The sequence below is a fragment of the Paenibacillus sp. FSL R10-2748 genome, assembly GCF_038005565.1.
Lineage (GTDB): Bacteria > Bacillota > Bacilli > Paenibacillales > Paenibacillaceae > Paenibacillus > Paenibacillus polymyxa_B.
The window spans coordinates 56,635-82,920 of sequence record NZ_JBBOTK010000006.1 but is presented as its reverse complement, the minus strand read 5'-3'; the positions used below and the strand labels follow the sequence as shown (position 1 = coordinate 82,920).

The window sequence follows — 26,286 nt, the reverse complement described above, 5'->3', positions numbered from 1 at the left end:
GCCCTTTTGCCTAATTTGCAAGTAAATCGTTACCTTACGTGGTCGTACGTTCAATGAGGCAGTACTCTAGCGAATGAAGCTCCAGTTGGCGTCCAATCAGCTGAGGGGAAAGCATGAAAAAAGCATTTTGTGCTTGAGCCATGATGGGATTTTGAATCGTTGTAATCCCCATCGTATGCGCCAGCTCCGTGTTATCGAATCCGACAATCGCCAGATCTTCCGGTACGTTCAGCCGTTGTCTGCGTGCTTCGCAGAGAATGCCCACTGCTACATAATCGTTAGCACATAAAATAGCCTCTGGGAATTCTTCCCGACGCTGTAACAAATCCCGTACGACCTGTTCGCCATCACGGATATTATAAATAGAAGAGTGATTCCAGTGTTGCAACACTGGCAGATTGTGCTCACTCATGATCTGTTCGTAGGCTCGTTGTCTGCTATGGGTATTGATGCTGCTCGGACGACCAAAAGCATTGGCTATACGAGTATAGCCTTTTTGTATCAAATGTTTTAGCGCTAACATATATCCTTCATACTGATCCATAGCGACGGAGCGAATATCGGTATGCTCCATTCGTTGCCACGAAACGATCGGGCCATATTTGCAATAGGTACTCAAAAAATCAGTGTCATTCACGCAGGAAATGATGACCAGCGCATCGACTCTTTTTCTTTTTAAATCCTCAAAGGCTTGAAGCTCTTTCTTTTTGTCTTCTCCCGAAGTATAAATAATGGTTTGGAATTCATACTGGCCGGCTACTTCCACAAAGCTGTCCAGAAAAGCGAGAACAATTTCATTAATAGTTGAAGTAATGATACCGATCTGAAGCGTCTGACCCTTGGATAGAGAAATGGCATTCCGATTAGGAACATAATCCAATTCCTGCATGATTTTCAAAATCTTAGTTCTTGTTTCGTGACTGACATGGGGTGACTGATTTAATACTCTGGATACCGTAGCTTTGGAAAAGCCCGCCAGTTTTGCAATTTGATCAAGATTCGACATGGTGCTTCTCCTCACATAAGAAAAAAATACTTGACATGAAACGCGTTACAACGATTAGGATGCTTATGAAGGCATTACGTCTATTTTAAAGCATCTGTCAATCCTTTTCAAAGGAAGAACGGTTACCGTTAGGTATTGATTCACATTTGCAGCACTTGATGGGATTACTTGACCAAAGTAAAAATCTTAAATACGGAAAGAGGTTTTTATACCATGACGAAGACGCTAAAAGGATTTCCGAAAAACTTCTTGTGGGGCGGGGCAACCGCAGCCAACCAATTGGAAGGTGCTTTTGACGTAGATGGAAAAGGATTGTCCAGTGCGGACATGGTTGCCTATGTACCCAAAGCAGAGCGCAAGAACGATCATGCTATGGAGATTTCGTCCGAGCGACTCGAAGACATTTTGGCAGGCAAAGTCAATGCCCGTTTTCCAAAACGTGAAGGTGTGGACTTCTTCCACCACTACAAAGAAGATATTGCATTGTTCGCGGAAATGGGCTTTAAGGTATTTCGTATGTCCATCAACTGGTCGCGGATTTTCCCAAATGGCTATGATGCCGAGCCGAATGAAGCGGGACTGCAATTCTACGACAATGTATTTGATGAGCTGCGCAAATATGGTATTGAACCGCTGGTAACATTGTCACATTATGAGACACCGCTGGGTTTGACTCAGAAGTATAATGGTTGGCTGGGTCGTGAAGTTATACAGCACTACGTAAATTATGCCGAAACTGTGTTCACGCGTTATAAGGATAAAGTAAAATACTGGCTGACCTTTAATGAAATCAATGTAATGACCATGAGTCCGTTTACTGGTGGCGGGGTGGTCATTGACCGCGTAGAAAACAAGCAGCAAGCGATATACCAAGCACTGCATCATCAATTTGTAGCTAGTGCACTGGCGACAAAACGAGGACATGAGATCATCCCGGGCTCTCAAATCGGCTGTATGCTGGCTCGTTTGGAAAGCTACCCACATACGTGTAACCCAGAGGATATACTGAAAGCCCAGCATGAAAATCAGATGAACCTGTTCTTTACGGATGTGCATGCCCGTGGGGAATATTCCAACTACATGAATCGTTATTTTGAAGAAAATAATGTTGTTATACACACAGAACCAGGCGATGCCGAAATTTTAAAAAATAACACGGTCGATTATATCTCATTCAGCTACTACATGACCTTGACCGTATCTGCAGGTCCAGAAGGCGAGAAAGCAGCAGGAAACCTGATTGGCGGCGTGAAAAATCCATATTTACAGTCCTCTGACTGGGGATGGCAAATTGATCCGATCGGTCTGCGTGTTACGCTGAACACGTTATATGACCGCTACCAAAAGCCACTGTTCATCGTGGAAAATGGCCTAGGTGCTTATGATAAGGTAGAGGAAGACGGTTCTGTGCATGACACATATCGTATTGATTACTTGCGTCAGCATATTGTTCAAATGAAGGAAGCAATTGCCGACGGTGTTGATCTGCTTGGTTACACCAGCTGGGGTCCTATCGACCTTGTGAGCATGTCTACTTCCGAAATGTCCAAGCGCTACGGATTTATTTACGTTGATCTGGATGATGACGGTAACGGAACGCTCAAACGCTCCAAAAAGGACTCATTTAACTGGTATAAAAATGTGATAGCAACCAATGGTGAAGAATTGTAATTCCAAATTTTCTCGGGCGGGTATAGCAGAGGACATCCTAAGGATGCAATCTGCTGTACCCGCTTTTTTGATAGACATAATAATAATATTTATTTCAGAGGGCTTCACAAACTTTTCACTTGTAATAAGCTGAAAGTTTTCTGTATAATAAATAAAAATTTCATATGTCTGGTTGATGTTTGCGGGAGATGGAACGAAAGTTCCGACCGAAGGGGCAAAACTCTCAGGTGCTTAGGCTGATTACAGCAACAAGCGGGGACCGTAAACGGACAGAACTCTGGAGAGACCCTTAATTGGGCGCCGAAGGTGCACCGCAGAGAACATCTGCTTAAACTCTCAGGCAAAAGGACAGAGACGCGAATAACCTGTGACAGGGGATGCCCTAGGCTTTTTTATAAGCTATTAGAGGCAGAAACCTGCGCAAGATGGTTGTATTTTTTCGTGCCTTTAACCTCTCCAGGAGTCGAATCAGCGGATTTGACTCTTTTTTGTTTTCTAATATGCTGGAGGAGCGGGTTGAAATGAATTTGGTACATGTGTTAGAAGCGATTAGCAGTTGGATATGGGGGGCGCCTCTCATCATTCTTGTCATGGGAACGGGGTTGTGGCTGACCATACGTTTGAAGATGCTGCAGGTATTCCGCCTGCCCCTGGCGATCAAGCTGATCGGTAAGGCCCCGAATGAAGGCAGCGGGGATGTAAGTAGTTTTGCGGCTTTGAGTACAGCGTTGGCGGCTACAGTTGGCACAGGAAGTATTGTCGGCGTAGCGACAGCCATTAAGCTGGGCGGGCCGGGTGCCTTGTTCTGGATGGTCGTTGCAGCCTTTTTTGGGATGGCGACGAAATATGCGGAAGGTGTACTTGCGGTAAAATACCGGGTGAAGGATCGGAATGGGCAATTTTCCGGCGGCCCGATGTATTATATTGAGAAAGGTCTGGGACGCCGTTTTAAACCGCTGGCGATGCTGTTTGCTTTTTCGGGCATGCTGGTAGCGTTGTTCGGGATTGGAACGTTTCCGCAGGTCAAAGCGATTGTATCTTCGACTGAAAATAGTTTTGGCGTTCCGCCCATTGTAACGGCACTGATTATTGCTATCCTTACAGGACTTGTTACTATTGGAGGACTCAAAAGCATTGCCAAGGTATCGACGAAGGTCGTTCCTTTTAAAACAGGCTTGTACGTACTGATCTGTCTCATCGTACTAATTCGGTTTGCTGACCAACTACCTGCCGCAATTGCGCTGGTGCTCCATTCGGCATTTTCAACTACATCTGCAACGGGCGGATTTGCCGGAGCTACGATTATGCTGGCGATGCGAAGTGGGGTAGCCAGAGGTATTTTTGCCAATGAGGCCGGATTGGGAAGCGCACCGATTGCAGCCGCAGCTGCCAAAACCAAATGGCCTGCGGAGCAAGGGCTAATTTCCATGACAGGCGTGTTTATTGATACGATGGTTATTTGTGTGATGACCGGGTTGACGCTACTGGTTAGTGGTGTGTGGAGCGGGCCTACCGATGCGGGCCTGATGACTCAGCAAGCATTTTCCAGCGCATTCCCGCTGGGGGCAGAACTGCTCACAATCATTCTGATTATGTTTGCGTTCACCACCATGCTCGGCTGGAACTATTACGGGGAACGCTGTGTTGAATATTTGCTTGGGGTCAAGTGGATTAAGCCATACCGCTATCTGTTCATCCTACTGGTTGCCGGGGGCGCGTTCATTAAACTGGATGCGATTTGGCTGCTGGCAGATATCTTTAACGCAATGATGGCTTTCCCGAACCTGATTGCCCTGCTCGGCTTATCAGGAATTGTAGTCGCAGAAACCCGAACCTATATGGATTCTCTGAATTCTAGTAAGAAAAAGGGCATTCTTGCAGGTGCCAGTGTAGGGGCAGCTATCCAAGTAGAAGAAAAAGGACAAACGGTTAATTCATAATTTCCAAAAGGGAGTGCCCTCAGTCATCACAGGCTTGAGGACACTCCCTTTTGAATGTTATAACGATGCGTGCAAAATAGCTGAAATATCTTCTTGGTTCAGCTTTTTATAATTACCGAAGCCTCCGTATTCCATTTCACGGGCTGCAATGTTTGCGACTTTTTCCAATTGCTCATCATTAATATTGTAATCGGCCAGGGTGGAAGGGGCACCGAGACTTGTCCAGAATGCACTCAGGCGATCAATCCCCTCCAAAGCAATTTCCTTATCCGTTTTACCAGTGGTATCTAAATCAAACATGCTGAGCATCAGCCGCTTCATGCGTGCAGCATCCTGATCCACCGTATGTCTCATCCAGTTGGGGAACAGGATCGCCAGACCGCCAGCATGAGGAATATCATATACAGCGGATAATGCATGTTCAATCGTATGCGAAGCCCAGTCCCCGAAGTAGCCCATTTGTAGTGTTCCGTTAAGGGCAATCGTTCCGGCATATAAAATCGTTTCACGATGCTCGTAGTTGTGCAAATCCTCCAGCAGCTTAGGTGCAGTTTCGATCACGGTTTGCAACACGGAAAAGCACATACGATCTTGCAACGGTGTATTTTTAACATTGTGAAAATATTGTTCAAACACATGGCTCATCATATCCACCATGCCATATACCGTCTGATCACGTGGCACAGAGAAGGTGTTTTTTGGGTCCAGAATCGAGAATTTCGGATGCGTTACCGCGCTGCCCCATACGTATTTTTCGTTCGTTTCCCAGTTGGTGATAACAGAATCCGGATTCATTTCTGAACCGGTGGCGGCGAGTGTGAGGATGGTGCCGAATGGCAGAGCCTGGGTCGGCATGTGCTTTTTGTTGATAATATCCCACACATCGCCGTCATATTCAGCCCCTGCTGCGATGGCTTTGGTGCAATCAATAACGCTTCCACCGCCTACAGCAAGTAAGAAGTCGATTTTTTCATTTCGGCAAATGTCGATACCCTTCTTAACGGTGGACAAGCGCGGATTCGGTTCTACGCCGGACAATTCATGAATGTTCAGATGTAGCGGTTCTAACGCGTTTAATACCTGGTCATATAGACCATTTCGTTTGACACTTCCGCCTCCATATACCAGCAAAATGTTTTTGCCGTAATTCAGCAGTTCCTGCTGGAGTTCTTCAATTTGATTGTCTCCAAAAATTAATTTGGTGGGGTTATAATATGTGAATTTGTTCATCTGGTAAGTTTCCCTCAGTTCTTCATTGTTCATGTTCAAATCGTAAATCGCTTAACCTGATTGCCTGTTGGATACCTAACTTCATCATGTAAGCTATTTGAAATGACGATTAACTATTATACATGAAATGAATAAGGGAATTCAAGTAAATCTAATCTTTGACCGCTCCGGCGGCAAGATCGGAAATAAACTGGCGGCTAATGAAAAGAAATAAAATAATAAGTGGCAGTACAGCCAGCAGGGTGCCCGCAATGACCATCGCATAATCCGTATTGTAAATCCCGTTCAATTGTGACAGTGCAATCTGGAGCGTGAATTTACGCTCATCCGTTAAGACGATTAGCGGCCATAAATAATCATTCCAGGCTCCTATAAAGGTAAACGCGCCGAGAAAAGCGAACGCAGGACGTAGAATAGGCAGTGCTACATTCAAGTACAGTCGAAAAAAGCTGCATCCGTCCATCCGGCCCGCATCCAGCAGTTCCTTTGGAATGGATTCTTCCGCATATTGACGAATCCAGAAAATGCCGAAGGCATTTACCATCCCCGGGATGATAAGCGCTTTGAACGTACCTACCCATCCAAAGGAGGCCATCATGACAAAGGAGGGGACAAGCGAAAGTTGTGAAGGGACCATCATCGTAGCTAGCAGAACGATAAATAGCACTTTTTTGCCCGGAAAATCAAACTTGGCGAATGCAAAACCTGCTAGTGAATCGAAAAACAGAACCAATAGGGTAACAGAACCGGCTACAAAAAGGGTATTAAAAAAGGCTCCGGCAAAATTAATCTGTTGTAATACTCTCGTTATGTTATCCAAGAAGTGGCTGCCAAACCACAATTGTGGTGGAAAACGATAGATGTCTGAGGTTGTACGGGTTGCCATGACGATCAGCCAGTAAAATGGAAACATCGACAGGATGATTCCCACCAACAATCCAGCATATAAAACAAAGGATTTTGCGCGTGTCTGCATCATGTTGTGAAGCTCCTTCCCATCGTTATTTTTTACCTTGAACGAGTTTCCAGTTTATGATGGAGAATAGAGCAATGATGAGGAACATGCCCCATCCGACGGCTGCACCATATCCAAAATAGTTGTTAATGAACGACTCGCGATACAGGTATAAAACGATGGTCATGCCACTTGCCCCGGAACCGCCGTCATTACCGACCAGGACCTGTGGCTCGGTGAAGAGCTGCATACCGCCGATGGTGGACGTAATCACCGTAAACAGAATGACTGGGCGTAGCATGGGGATAGTGATGCGGAAAAAAGCTTGCGCTCCGGTTGCCCCGTCTATTTTGGCGGCCTCATACAGCACATGCGGAATACTCTGGAGTCCAGCCAGATAGATGATTGAGTTATAGCCCATCCATCTCCATACGACCATAGAAGAAATGGCGATTTGGATACCCCATGGCACATTCAGCCATTGAACCATGGGTAGCCCCATGAGTTGCAGAAGGTAGTTGAGAAATCCAAAATTGTTGGCAAATAAGGCACCGAATATGATGGCAACAGCTACAATAGACGTCACATTTGGCAGGAAGAATCCGACTCGCCATAAGGTACGCATTTTCACAAAAGGGGCATAAAGCAGAAAGGCAATAATCAGTGCGAAGAATAGCATCGGAATCGTTGCATACACCCAGATCACAAAGGTGTTGCCTACAGCCTGCCAAAATTCATGATCTGTTACAAGGTAGCGAAAGTTGCCCCAGCCGTTGTAGGTCATGTCTCCGATCCCGTCCCATTTGTGAAACGCTAGATATAATGAAAAACCAATCGGAAACAGTCCAAAGATGCCAAACAGTAGATAAAACGGCGAGATCGCAGCATAAACGGCACGGTGCTTCCAGATTTCTCTCAGCATATTGTCCACACGCCTTTTTTGGATTTTGTTTTTACCGCTGTAATTCCCGTTCGATTCGATCCATTGTTTCCGTCCATAATGCATCGGAATTGGCATCCTGCTTGGCGACATTAGCAAGACGACGGGTCACAATGCCGTGGATGACAGGATAGCGCTCGCCGAAATAGCTGCTTTTCACATTACGTGCGGAGGTGGCAAAGATGAGTCCGGTGGCCTGACCACCAAAGAAAGGCTCGGGTGTCCCCATGATAGGATCGTTATAGACGCCGGGAGTGGACGGGAACAGTCCGATTTTGTGGTAGGCTTCCAGTTGGTGTTCCGGGTTTTGCAGCCAGGTCAGCACTTCAAAGGCTTCTTTGGGATGTTTGCTGGATTTGAGGATAGAAATGAAAGAACCACCCAGGTTGCCGTCTCCTCCAGGAGCACGGGCGACTCTCCATTTACCCGCTGTATCCGGCGCGGCCTCTGTGAGAACTTGCTTCATCCAGATAGCCCCTACAAAAGAGGCGATTTTGCCGTTATTGACTGAAGCGTTCCATTCGGGAGTCCAGCCATCCGCATTGGCGAGCAGATGCTTCTTGTGGAAATCGACAGCGGTTTTCCAGCCCAGACGGATGTCAGGAGATTGATTGCCGATATAGCTGCCATCTGGCTTGAAGTAAAGGTTTGTATGCTGAGCGAGTACCTGATTGTAAACGTTTACAATATTGTCAGCCAAAAATGAACGGCTTCCGAATTTCTGGCGAAGTTGTTCTCCGGCCGCCATGTAATCATCCCATGTGCGAATGGAGGCACTAACCTTTTCAGGATCACTAGGCAAGCCTGCTTGTTCAAACAGATCACTTCGGTAGAAGAGGGCGGTAGGTCCTGTATCCATGGGAAATGCGATCATTTTACCATCAGGAGTAATCCCCTGATTCCATTTCCATTCCAAATATTGATCCTTTAAGCGGTCTGCTCCGAGTTCCCTTAAGTCATAAAAACGATCCGCACTGGGGAACAGCTCCACCATCCAATCGTTCAGAGCTACGATGTCTGGTTCACCGGAACGAGCTGCGAGCGTTGTCTTCAGTTTGGCTTTGAAGTCACCGCCTATTTTTTGAGTTTTTAATTCAATGTTGGGAAATTGTTTTTCCGCCTGGGCGAGTAGTTCATCGTCAATGGAACGGTTCCAGTACCACAATGTAAGCGTTATCTTTTTTCCGTTTGACAAATTAGTTTCAGATGATTGACTTTCAGAGAACGAGGGTCCACTACAAGCACTGAACATCGTGAGAAAAGCAAGACATAATACCAGCCATTGTACTGTTTTCACATCATTTCCCTCCTTGCTGTCTGAGATAATCTGCCTGCTAAACAAGTTGTAAATGGTTTAGCTCCATCATATGAAGCTGTTACCCATTTATGTGCATTGACTTAACCAAAAACAAAAAAATTGAAACAAAGCATGTATAGAAATTAAATACTCTAAAGATATTGATCTTACTAATCCGAAGAATGATAAAACAATAAGGCAGATATTATGTCAAAAGGTATCTAAATCGTCAATGCTGAGCAATATCTTGGAAAAATCTAATGATGAATTCGAAGAACGATTTCTCTATATCGGTGTGCAGTTCCCCAGTAGGAAAGGACAGATAGATTGTTCGCGTACATCGAGGCTCCCTGATTTGAAGCAGCTTAATGTCTTCGGTTACGACGTTCCTCCACAGGATAGAAGGAATAAAGGAGATGCCAAGTCCTGTTTGAATCAACCCTCTTACCGTAGCCGGATCATCACTTTCAAAGACGATGTTGGGTTCAAAAGGGATGTGAGTAAAAAAGAGGTCCGTTGTTTTCCTAAGCGAATTACCAGGTGTAAGGCTGATAAACTTCTCATGCTCTAGATCTTTCAGGAATACGGTGTCCTGAACGCTCAGAGGGTGAGATTTTGGTACGCCAAGCAAAATTTCCTCCTCCAGCAGGATCGCATGCTCGTTGTCCGCCAACTCTTCGGACGTAATCGCAAAATCGTACGCCGGTCCTTTCTTCATCTTCGCAGGGTGCTGGGTCAGGTTGAATCTAATTTGAGGATAGAGATCGCGAAACTTGCCGACAAGGTTGGGCAATAGCATAGAGCCGACAGCGACGTATAACGTGATGACCTCTACCTTTTCGTTCTTCATTTCTTTGACTTCGGATACGCCTTGCTCTAGTGCTGATAGCGACTGGTTCACTCTTTTCAGGAACTTCTTGCCATATTCATTCAGCACGATATGTTTTCCTTCGCGGTCAAATAGCTGCACACCCAATTCCGTCTCCAGGTTTCTAATCATTTTACTTAAGGCAGGCTGTGAGATAAACAACTCGTTCGCGGCACGTGTGACATGCTCATACTTCGAGGTCACTTGAAAATACTTAAGCTGCAAATAATCCATAGTGAAAAATCTCCTTTATAACCACTAGGTTATCGATCATATGTGAATATATATATTTTACAGGTATTTACTCACTTCTTACAATTAACAATGTAAAGAAAATGAATCCGCTAAAGGTGGTGAGATTCTGAACATCGTTTTTACATTTCCCGGCCAGGGGTCACAGGTTCCTGGAATGCTCCAAGATGTACCCGAGTATGTGAAAAAGGCAACAAGTATCATCGGAACTGAACTGCGTGATGATGAGGAGGCTATGGGCTCAACGGTCTGGATTCAGATGGCACTCTTCGTTAAGGAGACGGCAATAGCCTACCGGTTGATCGAGCAGGGTATCCGGCCCCAATTCGTGGCAGGGCATTCCATTGGTGCATTTCCTGCGGCGGTCATCGCGGGAGTTCTCTCGTTCGAGGATGCGCTTCGGATCGTATGGCTCCGTGCCCGGTTGATGGAAGAAACCTTTCCTGAAGGCTATGGAATGGGTGTGATTATTGGGCTTACGCAGGCCGAGGTTCAACAAGCCGTGCTTCTCTCCCATAGTGAGGCGACGCCAGTCTACCTCTCGAATATAAACGCAGAGCAGCAAATCGTCGTATCCGGATCATTGGTAGGGTTAAATAAAGCATTTATGCATGTGAAAGAGCTTGGGACCGCTAAAACGGCGTTTCTGAAGGTTCCGATTCCTTCACACTCCCTGCTGATGTCAGAGGTAGCCAATAAGCTATTGCTGAAAATACACACTTTTTCTTTGCGGGACGCTCAAATACCATATTTGGTGAATCATACGGGCAGAAAGACGAAAGCCAAGGAAAAAATCGCGGAGGACCTTGCACTAAACGTAGCATATCCCGTTCGGTGGATGGATATGGCGGCTGTCTGCGTCGAATCGGGAGCTGACTGTTTCATCGAGATGCCGCCGGGTCATACTCTTTCCAGACTTGTCAAGCAAGCCCACAAGGATACCCGGCAAATGGCCGTGGACGAGATCGGTCTGGAAGCGACTCAGTATCTGATTAGAAAATGGAAGGAGCAAGAAGAATGAATAAAGTACTGCGATCCTGGTCACAAAAACGTGATAAAAAGCAGGAAAAGTTAGGAAAGGTGGAAAAGTGGCTCGACGGAAAATACATCGACTCCTCCCGAATTGTCGACCTGATGGAGGCGCTAATTGATCCAGGCGCGAAGGTCGTCCTGGAAGGAGATAACCAGAAGCAAGCGTCTTTCCTTTCCCAGAAGCTGCTGGAAGTCGATCCTGGCAAAGTGCATGATTTGCATATGATTATGTCCAGCATTTCAAGACCCGAACATTTGGATATTTTCGAGAAGGGCATCGCCGGGAAGCTGGACTTCTCCTACAGTGGCTCCCAAAGCCTGCGTGTTGCGCAAATGATTGATGACGGGATACTTAAGCTCGGTGACATCCATACGTATTTGGAATTGTTCGGACGTCTCTTCATTGACCTTATTCCAGATGTGGTGCTGGTAGCGGCAGACAAATCAGATCGCGAGGGCAATCTGTATACCGGAAACAATACGGAAGAAACTCCGACGATCGTGGAAGCAGCGGCTTTCAAGGATGGGATCGTAATCGTGCAGGTTAACGAAATCGTGGATGAGCTGCCGCGAACCGATATTCCAGCGTCCTGGGTCGACGTCATTGTACAGGCCGAAAAACCGTACGCACTGGAAGCACTGTTTACCCGTGATCCGCAGAATATTACTGAACTGCAAATCCTGATGGGCATGATGGCGATCAAGGGTATTTATGGAAAACATCAGGTGCAGTCGCTTAATCACGGCATTGGCTTTAATACTGCAGCGATTGAGCTTTTGCTGCCGACCTATGGTGAACAGCTTGGCCTGAAAGGGAAGATTGCCAAGCACTGGGCCCTGAATCCGCATCCAACTTTGATTCCGGCGATTGAATCGGGTTGGGTCGAAAGCATTCACAGCTTTGGAGGCGAGGTCGGTATGGAGAAATACATTGCGGCTCGTTCAGATGTGTTCTTCGTCGGCAAGGACGGATCTATGCGCTCCAACCGCGCGATGTGTCAGGTTGCAGGCCAGTTCGCTGTAGATATGTTTATCGGATCAACGCTACAAATGGACTGTGCAGGTAATTCGTCTACCGTTACTTCCGGCAGATTGTCCGGTTTTGGAGGAGCGCCGAATATGGGGCATGATCCTCGGGGGCGGCGACATGCGACTCCTGCCTGGCTTGACATGATCGAGCGCCCGACGGAACTCTCCAAAGGCCGGAAATTGGTCGTGCAGATGGTTGAAACATACGGTGCCAACAAAAAGCCAGTATTTGTAGATTCGCTAGATGCCATCAAGGTGAAGGATGAATCTGGTCTCGCCATTACGCCAATTATGATTTACGGGGATGATGTCACCCACGTCCTTACCGAGGAAGGCATTGCATACCTCTACAAGACGGACAGCATAGAGGAGAGAAAGAAGGCTCTCGCGGCAATCGGAGGCGTAACACCTTTAGGAATGGAAAGTAATGAAAGCGATGCAAGCCTGTTGCGTGACAGAGGGATCGTGGCCTATCCGGAGGATCTTGGGATCATGCGCAGACAAGCCAAGCGCTCGATGCTGGCAGCACAGACGATTAACGATCTCGTAGATTGGTCAGACGGATTGTATGATCCACCGGCTAAATTCCGGAGCTGGTCTTAAAGCCATGCTCACGATGAATCATTCAGCTTTCGCGGCTTCTCTGGCTGCCAAAGCTGTAAAGGCACTGATGGAAGAGGCTCTTCTTACGCCCAAGCCTGGACTTGTCGATGCCAGAGACAATGGCTCTCATACTGATATGTCCATCGATCTTATGCTTGCATCCGCAAGAGCATTGGAGGATACGTTTCGGGAAATAGCCATTGTGTCATACCTTCACCCGGTGGACCAGACTTTGCGTGAGCAGATCGCTCTAATCGGGCGGGAGGGCGAGAAGGTGATGCTCAGTGCAACGAACGGTGTCAATACACATAAGGGTGCCATTTGGGCCCTTGGGCTTTTAACAAGTGCACGGGCAGCCTTTCCAAGGGAGCGGGACCCACATCAGATTATGAGCATTGCAGGAAGAATTGCATCGTTCCATGACCGGTACCGTCCGATGCAGCAGACGAATGGACGAACGGTTAAGAAGAAATACGCGGTAGTGGGGGCAGAGGAAGAAGCGAAGCTAGGCTTTCCGCACATCCGGGACGAAGCTTTACCTGCTTTGCTGCGCGCTAGGGCTTGTGGGAAGACAGAGGTCGAAGCACGCTTAGAAGCTTTATTGGCCTTGGTGGCATGTGTGGATGATACCTGCATCCTACACCGCGGTCAGTTGACGGATCTGATGGCGATTCAGAGTATGGCCGCAGCCTTCCTTGCAGCAGATGGATTAAGAACCCAGTCGGGCAGAAAGCTGCTCTACCGCTTGTCCGAGTATTGTAATGTTAGACAACTCTCACCCGGAGGTAGTGCCGATCTGCTAGCTGCCACATTATTTCTAATCGATTGATACTTTAATTGGAGGTGTTTCTGAAGGATGGAAAAATTACAGTTTCAATACCAGACTACGAAGCCCATCTGTAAGCCGGCACATATCGGTGTTGTCGGTTCGGGAGATTTGGAGATTATTGTAGAGCCTGTAAAAGGCCAGACCACCAACGTCAGCATTTTAACAGGCAGTGAAGGATTTGAACAAGTATGGGAGAATGTTCTGACCCGTTTTTTTAACCGTTATCCGATTACTGCCAATATTACAGTTCATGACTTCGGAGCTACTCCGGGTGTAGTAATGCTTAGATTTACGCAAGTGCTGGAGGTGCTGGATTATGCAGAATAGTTTTGTGGAGCTGAATGGACGCGAGAGAGCTAAAGCGCTGCTGGACGAAGGGACTTTCCGTGAGATACTTGGGCCGTTAGACAAAATCCAATCCCCCCACCTAGAGCCGCAAGGCATTGTTCCTCAGAGCGACGACGGGATTATTCTGGCTCTTGGCGAAATACACAAACAGAAGGTCTTGATCATTTCGATGGAAGGCGCTTTTCAAGGAGGGGGGATTGGAGAAGTCAGCGGGGCCAAAATTTCCGGAGCGCTCGAACTGGCACTGGAAGAGAATAAGAGAGGGAACAAACTATATCCCGTCATGATCTTCGATACAGGGGGTGTTCGGCTACAGGAAGCGAACTATGGATTGTTGTCGATTTCGGAGATTGCTACCCAGATCGTTGCCCTGCGTAAATACGTTCCTGTTATCGGACTGATCCCGGGCCGCGTAGGGGCATTTGGGGGAATGTCCATTACTGCAGAATTGTTTACCACTCTGATTGCTACGAAGAAAGCGCGCCTCGGTCTGAACGGGCCGGAGGTCATTGAGCAGGAAGCAGGGGTCATGGAGTTCGATGCAAGCGACAAAGCCTTGATTTGGAACACAATCGGAGCTAACCAGCGCTTCCAAACCGGATTGATTGACGAAATGGTGGAAGATACGACGGATGCAGTTGTCGAAGCGATTGATACTGCGCTCAAGGCACCGGCGAAGCCTGCTAAAACAGAGCAAATCGATTTCTATCTGACCCTGTTAAACACTCTTGATCCTACAGAAGCTTGGACACCTGAGCGCTATCGCGAATTTTACACGCAGATACAGCCTGTGCAGCAGCCTGTCCCGCTGGCAAAAGAGGGTGCGGCCGACATGTCGGATAGTAGAGGTTATCGCTGGTTCTCCCGCTTGACGGGCATTGCTCACCCAATCAGCGATGTTCCTTCAGTGCTTGCGGCAGACGTGGATAAGAACGGACAACTGTGCAGATATATCGCCATTGTTCCGAATGCCTCCAACCGATTCCCGCGTGTCAGAAACGGTGAGGTTGGTATGCTTGAAGGCTGGACGGTGGCTCAAATCATCAGGGACGCAATCCGTCAAGATGAGAAAAAAGAAACCAAACGTCCGATCATTGCCATCATTGATGTACCCAGTCAAGCCTATGGCTATAAGGAAGAAATGGTCGGTATCAGTCTTGCCCTGGCTGCAAGTGCAGATGCTTACGCAACCGCTAGATTAGAAGGCCATCCAGTTATCGGTGTGATTGTCGGTAACGCGATTTCCGGGGGCTTCCTCGCGCATGGGCTGCAATCGAATCGTTTGATCGCACTGGATGACAGCAAGGTCAATATTCAGGCCATGTCCAAGGCTTCTGCTGCTCGGATTACCAAGCGGACGATTGCCGAGCTTGAAGAAGCTACCAAGAAAGTTCCAGCTATGGCCTACGATGTTCGTAGCTACAGTACTCTGGGGGCATTATATCAGATGCTGAGCGGTATCCATGCAGACGATCCACAGAGTAGTGATGTAGCCATCGTGGAAAAGACCGTTTCCGAGGCAATCGAGAGTACAAAAGGAGCGCCCCGCGACCTTAGCTTCCGATTGCAGACCAAGGAAGCTATGGCGGGCGGGCGGACTGCAACCCGTGGCGTTCGAGATGCGCTTTTGGAGCAATGGTAATCCATCCACATGATCTGATTGAAGTGTCCAATTTGAAATATCTCTCCTTATATGAAGACAAGGAGTGGGTAACCGCCTCGCTGAGGCGGACCCCCTTTGTGGTCGTTCGCCGAGCCGATCCGTCGGCGGATGGTTGTATTCCCGTCGGAGTACGTGGACAGGAGCGAAATCAACGGGAAGCTGCATTCCTGGACCCGAAGGGGGTGTCCCAGCTCGTGTCTCCCTATGCGATAGTGAAACGTCAGATGTGGAACTCCTTGCCTACAGAGAGACGGCAGCAGCCTGTTCTTCAGTTGATGGACTTGTTAGCAGAAATGATGGCGGATTGGCGCTGGGGGCCAGCGGGGAGCGCAGGATTCGAAATAGTAACGCAATACCCGACTGTGAAGGAAACGAGTGATCTTGACCTTGTTATAGATGGTTCAGAGGTTATTGATTATGCAGTAGTTGAAAGACTTGTGCACAAGTTGGAGCATCTGGGTGTTCGAATTGACATTCAATTGGAGACAAGAGACGGTGCCTACGTCCTGCGCGAAATTCTTGAGAGACGGGCCAGCACTGTGGTGCTGCGAACTTCTTCGGGTCCCAAGCTCGTTCGTAATCCTTGGCAATAAGGAGCTATAATCAACGGCAAAAGGGAGGAATGCACGACCATTTGGCTTCAGGCAAGCTGTCAAAGGGGAAGTGCGTATTATGGAAAACACTGAAGAGCGGAATATTAATATTAATGAGAGCGACATCTTAAAGGTGTTTGCCGTCAGCGGAGCGATCTTGCAAAGCGTTCTGGGGATGTTTCTGAAGTATGCACACACTAACGATAACCTAGCCTTATTAGGCGTCATTTTCAATATAGTAAAGTATACTGCGCCAGTCTTTATTTTTGCCATTGTATATGGGATGGTGAAAAATAATCAGCATACGAAGGTATCCCATTTTTACAAGGAAAAATTCGGGGAGCTCGTGATCCCTTATTTACTGTGGGCAGCGGCTGGCTTAATTTTCTTCCCGGAAATTCAGGTTAATCAGCACGTTGCATCATTCCGGACGCTCATCGAGTCATTTGTGCTCGGTAATGCATCATCACAGTTTTGGTACACGGTGATGATGTTGCAATTTCAATTGCTGATGCCAGTCCTTATTTTCATCTGCTACAAATACTTGGCTAAGCCTAAGCGGGTCATTCCGCTGCTTATTGTGAGCTTCGTGATCTTCGGAGCGTGGCTATGGATGTACGATACCTTCGTATTCCAAGGAGCATATGCGATTAGTCTGCGTTACCTTGACCGCTTTTTCGTTAGTTATTTTATTTATGCTTTACTAGGTGGAATCGCTTGGGTATATAAGAAACAGTTCGACGGAGTGCTTCGCCGGATTCAGTTCATACTCATTCCGGTAATGCTTCTTATTCTCATTTGGACAAATCACGAATTTTTCGGTTTTGGATTTGAGGATATGTCCTTCGGAAATCTGATTTATCTGAAGCCGTCCATGACCTTGTACAGCTTGGTAGTGATTTTCCTGATTTACATGCTGGCAAGACATTTAATCAGCGTAAATTCCCGTTCACTTCCCTATTACAAATGGTTATCTACTTATGCGTACCGGGCCTTTACAGCGAACGTATTTATTTTGGTCATCGTGCTGCGCTTGGTCGGTGATTTGGTAAGTCAGCTTCCTTTATTTGTGGCACTGCTTTTGGTTTATCTGACGACTGTAGCATGCTCCTTCGGCATCGTCTATGCCTTTGCGCAGATAAAGGTATGTCGTGAATGGTTATTGTTGAAACAAAAAAGAGCGCAAAGCACCGATCTAAGATAAATGCCTAAAAGAAATAATGCAGATAACAACGCATATATGACATCATAATTTAGGCGTATCTAAGTTATTGGCGTATTGACGGCAACCCCAAAGGGTATCTCGATGATTGAAGAGATACCCTTTTTGTGAACCTGAACTTACTTACATCAATCGCTGTATTTCATCTTTCAGAATTTCGGACCGAGTCCCGAAAATAACCTGCAGGGTACCGTTACCAAGCCTGATGATTCCCGACGCTCCGAGCTGCTTGAGAGCTTGATCATTAACCGCTTTGTCGTCTTTGACGACAAGACGCAACCGTGTGATGCAGGCATCAATGCTTTGGATATTGTCTGAACCGCCGAGATAGGTTAGTATTCTGCCTGCCTGACTGGACTGAGTATCGGATGTGGTGCTTGCCTTTCCATCGGGTATAGTTTCGTTAACCTCAGACAGGAGACTGTCTTCTACATCATCTTCACGCCCAGGAGTTTTTAGGTTGAATTTGAGAATGATAAATCGGAACAGAAAGTAATAGATGAGGGCAAAGACAAGCCCAACCGGGATCATTCGCAATGGGTGGGTGGAGAGTTTCATATTGACCAGATAGTCAATGAGTCCTGCTGAAAAAGAAAAGCCGAGTTTGACATCCAATAGGTATACGACCAGGCCGCTCAGGCCTGTCAGCAGAGCATGAACGCCGTAAAGCAATGGTGCAATGAACATAAACGAAAATTCGAGGGGCTCGGTAATTCCGGTCAGGAACGATGCCAGTGCAGAACCGATGAAAATGGAAGCGACGGCTTTACGTTTTTCCGGTTTGGCCGTATGGATGAATGCGAGGGCTGCTGCTGGGAGAGCGAACATCATAATGGGGAAGAAGCCGGACATGAATATACCCGCCGATGTATCGCCTGCGAAAAAACGCGTCAGGTCACCATGAACGACCTCACCGGCAGCATTGGTGTAGTCACCAATTTGAAACCATGCGATCGAGTTCAACACATGATGCAAACCGAGCGGGATCAGCAGCCGATTGGCAATCATGAATATCATTGATCCGATTCCGCCAAAGCCGACAATCCAGTTGCCGAAGACTGCAATCCCATCTTGTATCGGACTCCAGATCATACCGAGCAGAATGGCCAGAATCATGGTCGTAAAGGCGGTGATCATGGGGACAAAACGTTTGCCCGAGAAGAAGCCAAGCCAATCTGGGAGCTGAATATTGTGATATTTTTTAAACAGAAAAGCAGACCATCCACCGATAAAAATACCACCCAATACGCCCATGTCCAGCTTGACGTCGTCTGGAATATATGCAAATATACCCGGCACTGCCGCCAAAATACGGGTCAGCACCATATAGGCAATGACTGCCGATAATGCGGCTACTGCGTCGCCTGCCAGACCAATGGCAACACCGATGGAGAAAATGAGCGCAAGGTTACCGAAGATGGCCCCCGCCCCCTCGTTCAGAAAAGGAGTGACATAATGATTCAGAAATCCGCCAACTCCGGGACCAAGTGGTATATCCGTTTCATAATTAATCAGTGCTAATCCTTGTAAAATCCCTGCGGCGGGTAGAGTGGCTACTGGAAGCATTAACGACTTGCCGATTTTTTGCAGAAATTTCAGCATAACATTCTTCCCTTCTTCATCGAGTTTGGGAGTGTCGTATTCATCCTGAAACCCTTACATTAAACCATTTTTTTACATCATAAATCGGAGAAACTAACATGGTCAACGATTATTTTAAGCTATGAAAAGACGTAAATCCGTAGTTGACATCGCTTACATGCTTATATAGTATCAAATTTAAGTTAATAATCGTGACGGAGACAAGAGAGCCACGCAGACACCCATGGTACAGCACAGGGTTGGTTTGTGATGGCTTTTCTTTTTTTGCGCGATGAAAGCGATCGAAATCGGATGATCTATTGAGGAGGTAGGTTGTATGTCGCCATACGCAGCCGAATTCATAGGGACAATGATTCTTATTGCCCTAGGTGGCGGAGTGTGCGCAGGGGTGTCTCTGAAAAAGTCATTTGCTCACGCTTCCGGCTGGATTGTGATTGGAATGGGATGGGGGCTCGCGGTTGCTATTGGGGTGTATGCAGTGGGTGAAATCAGCGGAGCGCATTTGAATCCGGCAGTGACACTGGCGTTGGCATTTCAGGGCATTTTTCCATGGCAGGACGTTCCCGGCTATATTGTGGCTCAGCTTCTCGGGGCCATGGCGGGTGCGATAATCGTCGTTTTGCATTATTGGCCTCACTGGAAAGAGACGGAGGACACAGCAACCAAACTCAGTGTATTTGCGACAGGACCGGCTATTGATCATCCGTTTGCCAACGTGCTTAGTGAAATGATAGGTACTTTCATCTTTGTTCTTGCTCTGCAGTCATTTGGTGCCAATTCATTTACAGGGGGCTTGAAACCGCTGATTGTGGGTTTTTTGGTTGTCAGTATCGGTTTATCCTTTGGAGGCACAACGGGCTATGCCATCAATCCAGCGAGAGATTTTGGGCCGCGTCTGATGCATTATTTACTACCGATTCCCGGTAAGGGAGCATCCAATTGGAAATATGCCTGGGTACCCATTGTAGGGCCGCTGTTGGGTGGATCTTTCGCAGGGCTATTTTATCAGGCTGTTTTTAAGGGGAGTGTGACTCCGGCTTTCTGGATTTTACTAGGGATCATCGTGATTGTACTTTTGATTACCTTCCGTATGAGTCGTACTTATAAAAATCATAAAACGGATCACAAACTTACAGCGTAAAAACGATGGATTTACAAGGGGAGAGATGAACAATGGGAAAATATATTCTGTCACTAGATCAGGGAACGACAAGCTCAAGAGCGATTTTGTTCAATAGCGAAGGAGATGTAGTGTACTCGGCTCAGCGAGAATTTCCGCAATATTTTCCTCATCCCGGCTGGGTAGAGCAGAATGCGAATGAAATCTGGAGCTCTATTCTCGGAGTCATTGCCTCCTGTCTTTCCGAATCCGGTGTAAAAGCAAATCAAGTGGCTGCCATCGGCATTACCAATCAGCGAGAATCGGTGGCTGTGTGGGACAAAAATACAGGAGTGCCTGTGTATAACGTACTCGTATGGCAATCACGCCAAACCTCGGACATCTGTGAAGAATTGAAGCGGCAAGGGCACGAGGAGCTGTTTCACAGCAAAACAGGGCTGTTGATCGACCCGTATTTTTCAGGCACTAAAGTAAAGTGGATACTGGACCATGTGGAGGGCGCTCGGGAAAAGGCAGAACGAGGTGACCTGTTATTCGGTACGATTGACTCGTGGCTGATCTGGAAATTATCCGGCGGAACGGCACATGTAACAGACTACTCCAATGCAGCTAGGACGCTGATGTACAACATTTATGAACTAAAGTGGGACGAAGAGCTGCTGGACATTCTGGGTGTTCCGAAAATCATGCTACCTGAGGTAAGACCTTCTTCCGAGGTATATGCGCACACCGTGGATTATCATTTCTTTGGTCAGAATGTACCAATCGCCGGTGCAGCAGGTGACCAGCAGGCAGCTTTGTTTGGTCAGGCATGTTACGAAAAAGGGATGATCAAAAATACTTACGGCACAGGCTGCTTCATGCTGATGAATACGGGGAATCAGCCTGTTGAATCCAAGCACGGCCTGATTACGACCATCGCTTGGGGACTGGAGGAAGGCAAAGTACAATATGCACTCGAGGGGAGTGTGTTTGTAGCGGGGTCGGCGATCCAGTGGCTGCGAGACGGGCTGCGTATGTTCCGTGAAGCGAAGGACAGTGAGCCTTATGCCGCCCGTGTTTCGTCTACAGAAGGAGTGTATCTTGTACCCGCTTTTGTCGGACTGGGCAGCCCCTACTGGGATAGCGAGGTGCGCGGAGCGATGTTCGGTTTGACACGCGGGACCACGAAGGAGCATTTTATTCGCGCCACATTGGAGTCACTTGCTTATCAGACCAAGGATGTGCTTACAGCCATGGTGATTGATTCAGGTATTGCAGTGAAGACGCTGCGGGTGGATGGAGGAGCTGTATTGAACAATTTTCTGATGCAATTCCAGAGCGATATTTTGGATGCAACAGTGGAGCGGCCAGTTATCCATGAGACGACGGCACTGGGGGCTGCATGTCTGGCAGGTTTGGCTATTGGATATTGGAAGAGCACGGATGAACTTCGCAAGCGGGTGAGGGTGGAAACCTCTTTTGCCCCGGATATGGATGAATCAACACGTGAAAGCTTGTATGAAGGCTGGAAAAAGGCTGTGAATGCGACGATGGCCTACAAGTAATAGATTAAGCGTTGGGTCTCTGAATATTAAACTGCAAAAAGATGACTTCTGAATTTATCAGAAGTCATCTTTTTTAAGGCATATGCTAACTCTTGACCTTCGTATGGTTCCAATGTTGCCGGGCTCCGCAGGAGCTACGAATGACTAGTTCCGGCTCTACTTTAATACATTTCGTGTCCATTTGTTTATTCATCAGGTCAAACAGCACCATAGCGGCTAGACGGCCTATTTTTTGCTTGTCTTGTTTTACCGTCGTCAGTGGAGGTTCGGTATAACGACAGGCTTCTATATCATCACATCCCACTACAGCAATATCCTCGGGTACCCTCAAGCCGCTTTCCTTGAAAGCACGTATGGCACCAAAAGCAAGTAAGTCGGTAGCCGCAAAAATAGCTTTTGGTAAATTTCCTTGCTGTATCCACGCCTTCGCGATCTGGTATCCATCTTCTGCCGCGTAGTCCTTACCATACACGATCCATTCAGGTCTGACATCAAGACTAAACCGTTTTAGTGAAGCAATAAAAGCCTCCTCTCTCTCTTTAATAACCAAGGAGGGGCGTTCAATGCCTATAAAACCCATTTCGCGGTATCCATTCATGTAAAAGTGCTCAACAACCTTCATTGAAATCTTCTGATTGTCGGACATGATATAGCAGGAACTAGCTCCGGTTAGCTCAATATCGACACCGATGCAGGGGATAGGGCTGGCGTCGAGATCAAAAACACTCTTCTCCACCTCATCTCCAGCAATAATAATGCACCCGTCCACTGAAAAATATTTCGAGCGAGCCAAATAGTCCTCTCCATTATCCAGAAATTTCTCATTTGAAAAAAACAGCAGATCGTAACCGAGCAAGCCAATCTGTTTTTTGAAGACATTAATGATATCTACAAAAAAAGGATGACTAAAATCAACATTCAGCTTGCCGGCAAATATAACGCCTACCAGATTAGATTTTTTGGTAGCAAGCGTTTTAGCCGAGGAGGAGGGTCTATAGCCTGTTTCCTCCATGATTTTAAGTACCCGCTGCCGGGTTTCCTCACTGATGTCCGTGTAATTGTTAATGATTTTCGAAACCGTTGCCACTGAAACGCCTGCCATGCTAGCTATTGTTTTTATATTCATGGAATCCTCCGTAACTAAACTGATTTAGTTAAATTGACTTTGCTTTTCAAACTTAATGATTACTCGTATTCTATGCTACCTCATAGAAGTGAGTCAACAGTGTGAATAAAGGATATTGCCTAATATTTCAAGGAGTAATAACGGTGATTTATGTTTTATTTGATAATTTACAATTCTCTATTTACAAATACAGGCTATCCGATACATAATAGTAGCTGTAATTAACTAAACCGCTTTCGTAAAAGTGAATGCATTTATTCTAAGAGTACAGGGGGAATTTTGCAATGCTGAAAAAGTGTTTTTCTTTACTTGTTGTAACCGCTTTAATAGTGGTATTGGCTGCTTGCGGCAAAGGTGGTGAAGCTGGACAGAACGGGAATAAAAAGGTCACGTTAAAGATTATTCATTGGCAGCAAGAAAATATTAATAACTATATAAAGGGATTTAATAAAAAGTTTGAAGAGAAGTATCCCGATGTTCAGGTGGAGTATACGACGGTTCCTGCTGATTCAACTTATGATCAACTGATGCAAACGCGTATGAATGCTGGTTCAACCGGTGATGCAGACATTATTCCTTTGAAATTCAGCTTCGTAGGCGCACCGCAGGAATGGTCTAAGGGAGCAGCTGATCCGATGTGGAAGCAGTGGATTGAGGGAGGACTCATTGCAGATCTGTCGGATCAAGCTTTTATCAAAAACTATAATCCTACAGATGTCAAAAATGCCATGACCTACAACGACAAAGTATACGGTGTAAACATGGGAAAGGTGGCCCTGACAGGTCTGTTTTACAACAAAGAGATTTTTGAAAAATATAATCTTACTGTGCCAACGACATGGGACGAACTGGTGAATGTGATGAAGGTGCTCAAGGATAATGGCGTAGAACCGCTTGGTTTTGGCGGTAAGGATGTATGGCCTATTAACCTTGCTGTCCAAGGGCTTCAAGCCTCTATCCATGATGATCAGCTGGAATATATCAAAGGGTTGTGGACAGGTAAGACGAAGCTGACAGACCCCGTCCAGCTCGAGGTTTTGGAAAAATCACAAATTTTGATGAACAACGCCATTAGTGGATTTATGGGGATTGACTATGGAACCTTGCCAAGCTTGTTTGCTTCAGGTCGTGTGGCCATGATTGCGGATGGTACATGGGATGCAACTACGATTCAGACAGCCAATCCAGAGATGAAATTTGGATATTTCCCGATTCCAGGTAGTAATGATCCTGCCAAAAATAAAAATCTAGCAGGAAAATACGATATGACATGGATGGTTCTGGAAAAATCACCGAATAAGGAATATGCGATTAAATGGCTTGAAATGCTTTCTGAGAAGCAGAACTATACCGATTTCGTGAACGTTGCTGGATTTTTGCCAACACAGCCTGATGTGAAGATAAAAAGTGATTTTGTTGCTGAAATTCAGCCGTCACTTGAAAACTTCAAGCTCTCTTGGGATCAGTTGTTTATCAACCGTAAGAATGCTGGGCAATACGTTAAGGATGCCAGTGCACATGCAGAATTCTTGGCTCCTGCTGGTCCGATAAAGACGCCTTTGGAACTTGCTCAGAAATCTCAGGCTGACTGGGATGCGGCTGCTCCTAAATAATGCATAGATTTTACAGGAAAACAATTGGGCAACTGCAAGACCTTAAATAATGTAAAAAGGTGTGAGGCACATGTATCCCTTCGGAAAGGGTGCGGCCCGGATAATGCCCTATCTTTTGCTGGGTATACCGGTTCTGCTCTATTTGCTTCTTGGTTTTGGACCCTCTATGGTAACGGTGCTTTTTTCCTTTACAGATGCTACCGGGGTTCCGGGACAGACATGGAGTTTTATCGGATTCGAGAATTACACAACTTTCTTCACCTCCTCCGATTCTGGAGATCGTCTCGCTTCTATAGGACGTTCCTTGTATTTTGCCGTAGCGGTGGTTGTAATTCAAAATGCGGTAGGGCTGTTCATGGCCGTCCTGATTAATAAAAAGCTTAAAGGGGATATGTTATATCGCTCTGTATTTTTCCTCCCTGTTGTACTCGGGGTAACGGTATCCGGCCTGATCTGGCAGCTGCTTGCCAATCCGCTTGGGGGTCCTGCGCAAGCCTTGATGAACTTTTTTGGAACGAGCTCTAACTTCTTCGGGGATTACAATATTGCATTTGAGTTGATTATTTTTGTGCAAATTTGGATGTATATGGGTTACTCGATGACTATTTTCTTAGCCGGACTCCAATCTATCCCCAGTGACTTATATGAAGCAGGGTATATGGACGGTGCCTCTGGATGGAAAGCGTTCAAAAATATTACCTTTCCGATGATTGCACCGTCCTTTACCGTCAATATGCTGCTGTCCATTATCGGCGCCTTGCAGACCTTTGACATTATTTATGTGCTGACAGGTGGTAAATTCAACACAACAACCCTGGCGTTTGATGTATATGCAACAGCCTTTGGTACTGGAACGTCAGATTACGGTCTTGCTTCCGCAGTTGCTATGATCCAGTTCGTGTTCGTATTTACAGTATCGATGATTGCCTTGTATTACTTACGTAGAAGAGAGGTGGAAATGTAATGAGCAGTACCAAAGGGACCAAAATACTGAGCTACATCATCGTACTGCTCATGCTTTCGTTATATGTGTTCCCTCTTTTTTACCTTTTTAATGTATCCATGAAGACTCAAAGTGAGTATTTGATGAATCCTGTAGCTCTAGCCAAGAGTCTACATTTGGAAAATTTCATGGATGCTTGGGAGAAAGGGAACTTCTCTCAATACATGTGGAATAGCATTTTGTATACAGGCGTATCTACGTTATTAACACTGATTATATCCGTGTTCGCAGCTTTTCCGTTGGCACGGGGATACGTTAAGTTCAGTACCTTCTTTTATGTGTTTTTCCTGATATCTATGTATCTCCCGAATCCTCTGATTCCGCAATTTGCTCTTATTAATAGTCTGGGACTTTACAATACACAGCTTGGTTTTATCTTACTGAAAACAACAGGTACCGGCATCGCCTTCCTGATGTTTGTAGGGTATATCAAGTCTGTCTCCCGAGAGCTGGATGAAGCGGCTGCAATGGACGGGTGCGGATATTCACGATATTTGTTTACGATTCTTGTCCCGCTGATGAAGCCAGTGTTGGCGACAGGCATTATTTTGACAGCTATTGGGGCGTGGAATGACATTATAGGTCCTACTATTTATTTGTCTGATCCTGCTTATCAGCCAGTGACCAAGGGATTGTTCTCCTTCTACGGACAATACATGAACAACTGGCCGCTGCTCGCTTGCGGCATTCTGATTGTTACACTACCGCTCGTGATTTTGTATATTTTCCTCCAGCGCTTTATTGTCGGCGGTGCAATGGCCGGAGCTGTGAAGTCTTGATACCTGAAAGGATGATAC

At 46.5% G+C, this 26,286-nt stretch carries 22 protein-coding genes and 2 riboswitches; of the genes, 14 read left to right on the top strand and 8 right to left on the bottom strand.

All coding sequences use genetic code 11. The features are described from left to right. Positions 1-34 precede the first annotated feature (34 nt). On the bottom strand, positions 35-1,006 hold the full coding sequence (locus tag NSS66_RS18495) for a LacI family DNA-binding transcriptional regulator (protein WP_340959524.1): 972 nt from the start codon (positions 1,004-1,006) through the stop codon (positions 35-37). Between the two features lie 213 nt (positions 1,007-1,219). On the opposite strand from NSS66_RS18495, the gene NSS66_RS18490 reads away from it, so the two are divergent. Then, on the top strand, positions 1,220-2,677 hold the full coding sequence (locus NSS66_RS18490; RefSeq protein WP_069079901.1) for a glycoside hydrolase family 1 protein: 1,458 nt from the start codon (positions 1,220-1,222) through the stop codon (positions 2,675-2,677). 172 nt (positions 2,678-2,849) lie between these two features. After that, a riboswitch (glycine riboswitch) is annotated at positions 2,850-2,926 on the top strand. A gap of 18 nt (positions 2,927-2,944) precedes the next feature. Beyond that, a riboswitch (glycine riboswitch) is annotated at positions 2,945-3,039 on the top strand. A 159-nt stretch (positions 3,040-3,198) separates the two neighbouring features. Next, complete coding sequence (locus tag NSS66_RS18485) at positions 3,199-4,617, top strand: alanine/glycine:cation symporter family protein (RefSeq protein WP_023989998.1); 1,419 nt, start codon at positions 3,199-3,201, stop codon at positions 4,615-4,617. Positions 4,618-4,674: 57 nt separating this feature from the next. On the opposite strand, the gene NSS66_RS18480 is transcribed toward NSS66_RS18485, so the two are convergent. The 5 genes from NSS66_RS18480 to NSS66_RS18460 all read right to left on the bottom strand — a co-directional run bounded on the left by NSS66_RS18480 (position 4,675) and on the right by NSS66_RS18460 (position 10,141). Then, positions 4,675-5,847: an iron-containing alcohol dehydrogenase gene (locus NSS66_RS18480; protein ID WP_053325982.1), complete on the bottom strand. Its 1,173-nt coding sequence runs from the start codon at positions 5,845-5,847 to the stop codon at positions 4,675-4,677. 151 nt (positions 5,848-5,998) lie between these two features. Continuing rightward, positions 5,999-6,826, bottom strand: coding sequence for a carbohydrate ABC transporter permease (locus tag NSS66_RS18475; protein ID WP_023989996.1), 828 nt, complete (start codon positions 6,824-6,826; stop codon positions 5,999-6,001). A gap of 22 nt (positions 6,827-6,848) precedes the next feature. Continuing rightward, positions 6,849-7,724 carry a carbohydrate ABC transporter permease gene (locus tag NSS66_RS18470; RefSeq protein ID WP_034095207.1) on the bottom strand — a complete coding sequence of 292 codons (876 nt, stop codon included), beginning with the start codon at positions 7,722-7,724 and terminating at the stop codon, positions 6,849-6,851. Between the two features lie 31 nt (positions 7,725-7,755). Then, positions 7,756-9,039 carry an ABC transporter substrate-binding protein gene (locus tag NSS66_RS18465; RefSeq protein WP_023989994.1) on the bottom strand — a complete coding sequence of 428 codons (1,284 nt, stop codon included), beginning with the start codon at positions 9,037-9,039 and terminating at the stop codon, positions 7,756-7,758. Between the two features lie 229 nt (positions 9,040-9,268). After that, positions 9,269-10,141, bottom strand: coding sequence for a LysR family transcriptional regulator (locus NSS66_RS18460; RefSeq protein ID WP_023989993.1), 873 nt, complete (start codon positions 10,139-10,141; stop codon positions 9,269-9,271). Positions 10,142-10,316: 175 nt separating this feature from the next. Here NSS66_RS18460 and NSS66_RS18455 point away from each other — a divergent pair, with 175 nt between their 5' ends. From NSS66_RS18455 to NSS66_RS18425, 7 genes are all read left to right on the top strand, one after another. Next, the gene (locus tag NSS66_RS18455; RefSeq protein ID WP_023989992.1) at positions 10,317-11,180 is read left to right on the top strand and encodes an ACP S-malonyltransferase; all 864 of its coding nucleotides are present in this window, start codon (positions 10,317-10,319) and stop codon (positions 11,178-11,180) included. Beyond that, on the top strand, positions 11,177-12,823 hold the full coding sequence (gene mdcA / locus NSS66_RS18450; RefSeq protein ID WP_023989991.1) for a malonate decarboxylase subunit alpha: 1,647 nt from the start codon (positions 11,177-11,179) through the stop codon (positions 12,821-12,823). The genes NSS66_RS18455 and mdcA overlap by 4 nt, the downstream gene beginning before the upstream one ends. 4 nt (positions 12,824-12,827) lie before the next feature. Further along, positions 12,828-13,652, top strand: coding sequence for a triphosphoribosyl-dephospho-CoA synthase (locus NSS66_RS18445; protein ID WP_023989990.1), 825 nt, complete (start codon positions 12,828-12,830; stop codon positions 13,650-13,652). A 27-nt stretch (positions 13,653-13,679) separates the two neighbouring features. After that, a complete protein-coding gene (locus NSS66_RS18440) occupies positions 13,680-13,979 on the top strand; it encodes a malonate decarboxylase subunit delta (RefSeq protein ID WP_023989989.1) in 300 nt (99 codons plus the stop codon). Continuing rightward, positions 13,969-15,642 (top strand): biotin-independent malonate decarboxylase subunit beta, encoded by a 1,674-nt coding sequence (gene mdcD / locus NSS66_RS18435; RefSeq protein ID WP_068941704.1) that lies wholly within the window; start codon positions 13,969-13,971, stop codon positions 15,640-15,642. Before NSS66_RS18440 ends, mdcD begins: the two co-directional genes overlap by 11 nt. Beyond that, a complete protein-coding gene (locus NSS66_RS18430; RefSeq protein ID WP_068941702.1) occupies positions 15,636-16,256 on the top strand; it encodes a malonate decarboxylase holo-ACP synthase in 621 nt (206 codons plus the stop codon). The genes mdcD and NSS66_RS18430 overlap by 7 nt, the downstream gene beginning before the upstream one ends. A 79-nt stretch (positions 16,257-16,335) precedes the next feature. Continuing rightward, positions 16,336-17,460 carry an acyltransferase gene (locus NSS66_RS18425; protein ID WP_340959521.1) on the top strand — a complete coding sequence of 375 codons (1,125 nt, stop codon included), beginning with the start codon at positions 16,336-16,338 and terminating at the stop codon, positions 17,458-17,460. A 141-nt stretch (positions 17,461-17,601) separates the two neighbouring features. Here the strand turns inward: NSS66_RS18425 and NSS66_RS18420 are convergent, their stop codons facing one another. Further along, positions 17,602-19,080: a PTS transporter subunit EIIC gene (locus NSS66_RS18420; RefSeq protein ID WP_068941698.1), complete on the bottom strand. Its 1,479-nt coding sequence runs from the start codon at positions 19,078-19,080 to the stop codon at positions 17,602-17,604. 316 nt (positions 19,081-19,396) lie between these two features. Here NSS66_RS18420 and NSS66_RS18415 point away from each other — a divergent pair, with 316 nt between their 5' ends. Both NSS66_RS18415 and glpK read left to right on the top strand, forming a co-directional pair. Then, positions 19,397-20,221, top strand: a complete 825-nt coding sequence (locus tag NSS66_RS18415; protein WP_028541560.1) for an MIP/aquaporin family protein — start codon at positions 19,397-19,399, stop codon at positions 20,219-20,221. A gap of 32 nt (positions 20,222-20,253) precedes the next feature. After that, complete coding sequence (gene glpK, locus NSS66_RS18410) at positions 20,254-21,747, top strand: glycerol kinase GlpK (RefSeq protein WP_053325979.1); 1,494 nt, start codon at positions 20,254-20,256, stop codon at positions 21,745-21,747. A gap of 85 nt (positions 21,748-21,832) precedes the next feature. Here the strand turns inward: glpK and NSS66_RS18405 are convergent, their stop codons facing one another. After that, the gene (locus tag NSS66_RS18405) at positions 21,833-22,873 is read right to left on the bottom strand and encodes a LacI family DNA-binding transcriptional regulator (RefSeq protein ID WP_023989982.1); all 1,041 of its coding nucleotides are present in this window, start codon (positions 22,871-22,873) and stop codon (positions 21,833-21,835) included. Positions 22,874-23,157: 284 nt separating this feature from the next. On the opposite strand from NSS66_RS18405, the gene NSS66_RS18400 reads away from it, so the two are divergent. From NSS66_RS18400 to NSS66_RS18390, 3 genes are all read left to right on the top strand, one after another. Next, positions 23,158-24,486: an ABC transporter substrate-binding protein gene (locus NSS66_RS18400; protein WP_075154653.1), complete on the top strand. Its 1,329-nt coding sequence runs from the start codon at positions 23,158-23,160 to the stop codon at positions 24,484-24,486. Between the two features lie 70 nt (positions 24,487-24,556). Next, positions 24,557-25,450 (top strand): carbohydrate ABC transporter permease, encoded by an 894-nt coding sequence (locus tag NSS66_RS18395; RefSeq protein ID WP_028541563.1) that lies wholly within the window; start codon positions 24,557-24,559, stop codon positions 25,448-25,450. Beyond that, positions 25,450-26,268, top strand: coding sequence for a carbohydrate ABC transporter permease (locus NSS66_RS18390; protein WP_028541564.1), 819 nt, complete (start codon positions 25,450-25,452; stop codon positions 26,266-26,268). The genes NSS66_RS18395 and NSS66_RS18390 overlap by 1 nt, the downstream gene beginning before the upstream one ends. Positions 26,269-26,286 lie beyond the last annotated feature (18 nt).